This window comes from Nonomuraea sp. KM90, from assembly GCF_052246675.1.
Classification (GTDB): domain Bacteria; phylum Actinomycetota; class Actinomycetes; order Streptosporangiales; family Streptosporangiaceae; genus Nonomuraea.
The window spans coordinates 1-3,034 of the sequence record NZ_JBQQCB010000304.1 but is presented as its reverse complement, the minus strand read 5'-3'; the positions used below and the strand labels follow the sequence as shown (position 1 = coordinate 3,034).

Sequence of the window (3,034 nt, the reverse complement as noted above, 5' to 3'; positions counted from 1 at the left end):
ACGTACGAGGTGTCCTTCTGATTTGGGTTGCTGGAGCGTAGAGAACTCCCATCTTCCCAGGCCAAAGGGCACCTCGCCCTATTTCACAGTTCTTTTGTCAGATTCCCAGCGGTGGATCCAGGCTTAGAATCCCTCAAATCTATCTTGCCGCTTACCCTGCGGAACCAGCAACATACAAAATGCCATTTTCCGATGGTTTCGTGCCAGCTGCGACAGCCTGAGAGCCGAAGAAGAACCGGGGTCTGACATCCCGTCACTGACTGTGGCGGGAAACAGGCGAAATTTGGCAGTCACGCGAATGATTTATTGACCTCCGGCGCTCCATCATCCTCGATCAGCCTTTTCCCTCCTCAAGTGGCCTGTATAGTGCGGTGGTTTTGAAGGACGGCGATGCGGCGGCGACCGGCCTTACTGGGCTGCAGCGTGGCTTGCGGAGGATCTTCCAGCTCTTCAGCTGGGCGTTCGCCAGGGCCGCGGAGCCTGGGATGTAGACATGCTGCTGCCCGCCGGCGTGAGGGCTGGCGGGCAGCGGGTTCGGCTTGGTTCTGGCCTGTGGCAGGGCTCGGGTGCGGGGGTGGTTGCGCGGCAGTCACGTGATTCCGATCACGAGGTTTCCGCGGGCTGCTTCGACGACTTTCTTGGTGACGGTGATCAGCTGGTTGATCTCCAGGACGCGTTCAATCTGGTCAATAAGTCGGGTGGTCGCGTGGAGTGACCTGCGACGATCCACCCGGTTGGGGCGTCTGACTCGGTACATGCCTTCACCACTTCTAGCGCGGACCGAACCTTTGCACTCCTCCCCGGCGTCGTAACGGTCGAGAGGAGTCGTCTTGGATCGCAATGACAGCTTCCGTGAGTTCGTCGCCGCGCACCAGCATGCGCTGATGCGCACGGCGTACCTGCTCACGGGAGACGCCCACCAGGCCGAGGACCTGCTGCAGAGCGTCCTGCTGAAGGTGCTGCGGCACTGGTCCCGGTTGTCGCACGTCGAGCGCCCCGAGGCGTACGCGCGTAAGGCGCTGGTGAACCAGCACATCTCGTGGCGGCGGCGCCGGGTCAGGGCGGAGTTCCCGGCCGCCGAACCGCCCGACCGGCCGTACTCGAGCGAGAACTCCACCCTCGTACGGCTCGTCATGCGCCAGGCCCTCATGGGGCTGCCGCCCCGGCAGCGGGCGGTGATCGTGCTGCGTTACTACGAGGACCGCACGGAACGGGAGACCGCTGAGCTGATGAACTGCTCGATCGGGACGGTGAAGAGCCAGACCCACTACGCGCTGGCCCGCCTGCGCGAGCTAGCGCCCGGCCTGGCGCCGAAGCTCGCCGGCCTGGATACCGAGGAGGTCTACCGATGACGTGGCTGCGGGATGTGCTCGTCGACCTGGCCGACGAGTCACCACGGGTGGATCTGGCCGAACGCACGATCGCCACGCGCGACCGCAGGCGGCGTACCGCGATCTCGCTCCTCGCGGCGGCCATGGTCGTGGTCACCGCGCTCGGTGGGACGCTCGCCGTGCGGCTGCTGCCGCAGGCTCCCACTCCGGCCACCTCGGGCGGGGATGACCTGCCCGCGCGTGGGGTGGGGCCGCTGAGCCACGCGTACAAGACCTTCTACAGGCCAATCAGCGGGAAGGCTCCGTCACACTGCCAGGACGGGGGCTGGCGAGTGGTCACCCGCAGTGGCAGGACCCTACCACCTGCCGGAGGCACTGCCGAGCCTCAGCCCTGGTCGTACCGGCTTGCGGGACAGCCCGTTGGCGATCAGCGGGGACGGCCGCAAGATCGCATACTACAGCGCGAAGGAAGGCACCTTCCAGGTCCGCGACCTGGCCTCGGGCGCGAAGACCACGGCGCCGATGAAGCTGCCCCCGAAGACCTGGCTGTACAGCATGACGCGGCTGATGTTGTCCGACGACGGCCGGTTCGTGGCCTTCAGCAAGGTCCCCGAGTTCAGCCATCCCGCGCTGCTCTTCGACATGCACGATAGGGTCGTCCGCGAACTTCCGGCCCGCTGGGTCCCCATCGGCCTGTCACCGGATGGAGCCACCATCACCCTCGCGCAGTACTCGCTCAACTCTCAGCTGCGCACGATTTCCAACCTGTGGCCGCCCACCTCACCGGGCAACTCCACGGCGGTCATCCTGCCGCAGCACTACAGATTCAGCCCGCTGGCCCCCGACGGCAAGACCGTCGTAGCCGTCGAGGACCGCAGCACCGCCGAGAAACCCTGCCAGATGGGCGCCCTCGTCCTGATGGACCCGCTCACCGGCAAGAAGCGCAAGACCGTCCCCATCCGTGGCCTGTCGCCTGACGTCAGTCAGATCTACCTGCGTACGTGGCGCAGCGCCGACGAGGTCACGGCCCTGACGACGTCCGTCCGCTGCAGGCCGCCCTCCGGGGTGCCGGACGACGAGCCCGCGCAGATCGATCCGCCGTATCGGACCTTCACGGCCTACGCGGTGAACGTCAGGACCGGCGAGGCCAGGAAACTCACCACGTACCGGGCGCAGGACATCTTCGGTCTCGCCATGCCCGGCCCTCCCGGGGCGATATGACCGCGGCCTTCCTGCCTCACAGCAGGCGTCGTTGCACGATGTTTGGCGATGACCGCGTTCACGACCTTGCCGACGGCCTCGGGCCGATCGCCCTCACTGCCGGCGGACAGCATGTACCCGCCGCCGATCAGGGTTCCTGCCGGGTCAAAACGGGCGGAGAAGCTGTCGCTCAGATGCCGATCTCCATCTGTCAAGGCGATCTCTGAGGTGGAAACATGCGTATCTGTTCGCGTCACGTACACCGTGATCATTCTCAGCGCCAACCGCGGTTCCTGGTGTCGGCCCCCGGGCACCGTTGGGGTGGCCGGAATCAGCTTTGTGAGGTAACCCAGTGAACGCTTTTCATCCTCACGCTGCCTGCGCAACTCGGTGATTCTGGAGGACGGCGATGGCCTTGCACAGGTGGCCGGCCTTGCTCGGACTGCAGCGTAGCTTGCGGAGGATCTTCCAGCTTTTCAGCTGGGCGTTCGCGCGTTCCCCGG

At 65.5% G+C, this 3,034-nt stretch carries 3 protein-coding genes and 1 pseudogene; 3 read left to right on the top strand and 1 reads right to left on the bottom strand.

All coding sequences use genetic code 11. The features are described 5' to 3' along the window. The first annotated feature begins 493 nt into the window (after positions 1 to 493). The 3 genes from ACTWPW_RS63605 to ACTWPW_RS63595 all read left to right on the top strand — a co-directional run bounded on the left by ACTWPW_RS63605 (position 494) and on the right by ACTWPW_RS63595 (position 2,552). Positions 494 to 715 (top strand): hypothetical protein, encoded by a 222-nt coding sequence (locus tag ACTWPW_RS63605; RefSeq protein ID WP_443174946.1) that lies wholly within the window; start codon positions 494 to 496, stop codon positions 713 to 715. Positions 716 to 830: 115 nt separating this feature from the next. Then, entirely contained in the window at positions 831 to 1,352 is a 522-nt protein-coding gene (locus tag ACTWPW_RS63600; RefSeq protein WP_443174945.1) for a SigE family RNA polymerase sigma factor, read from the top strand. Positions 1,353 to 1,751: 399 nt separating this feature from the next. Beyond that, positions 1,752 to 2,552: a hypothetical protein gene (locus tag ACTWPW_RS63595; protein WP_443174944.1), complete on the top strand. Its 801-nt coding sequence runs from the start codon at positions 1,752 to 1,754 to the stop codon at positions 2,550 to 2,552. A 348-nt stretch (positions 2,553 to 2,900) separates the two neighbouring features. Here the strand turns inward: ACTWPW_RS63595 and ACTWPW_RS63590 are convergent. Then, positions 2,901 to 3,034, bottom strand: a pseudogene (locus ACTWPW_RS63590) (IS5/IS1182 family transposase); the annotation flags it as partial.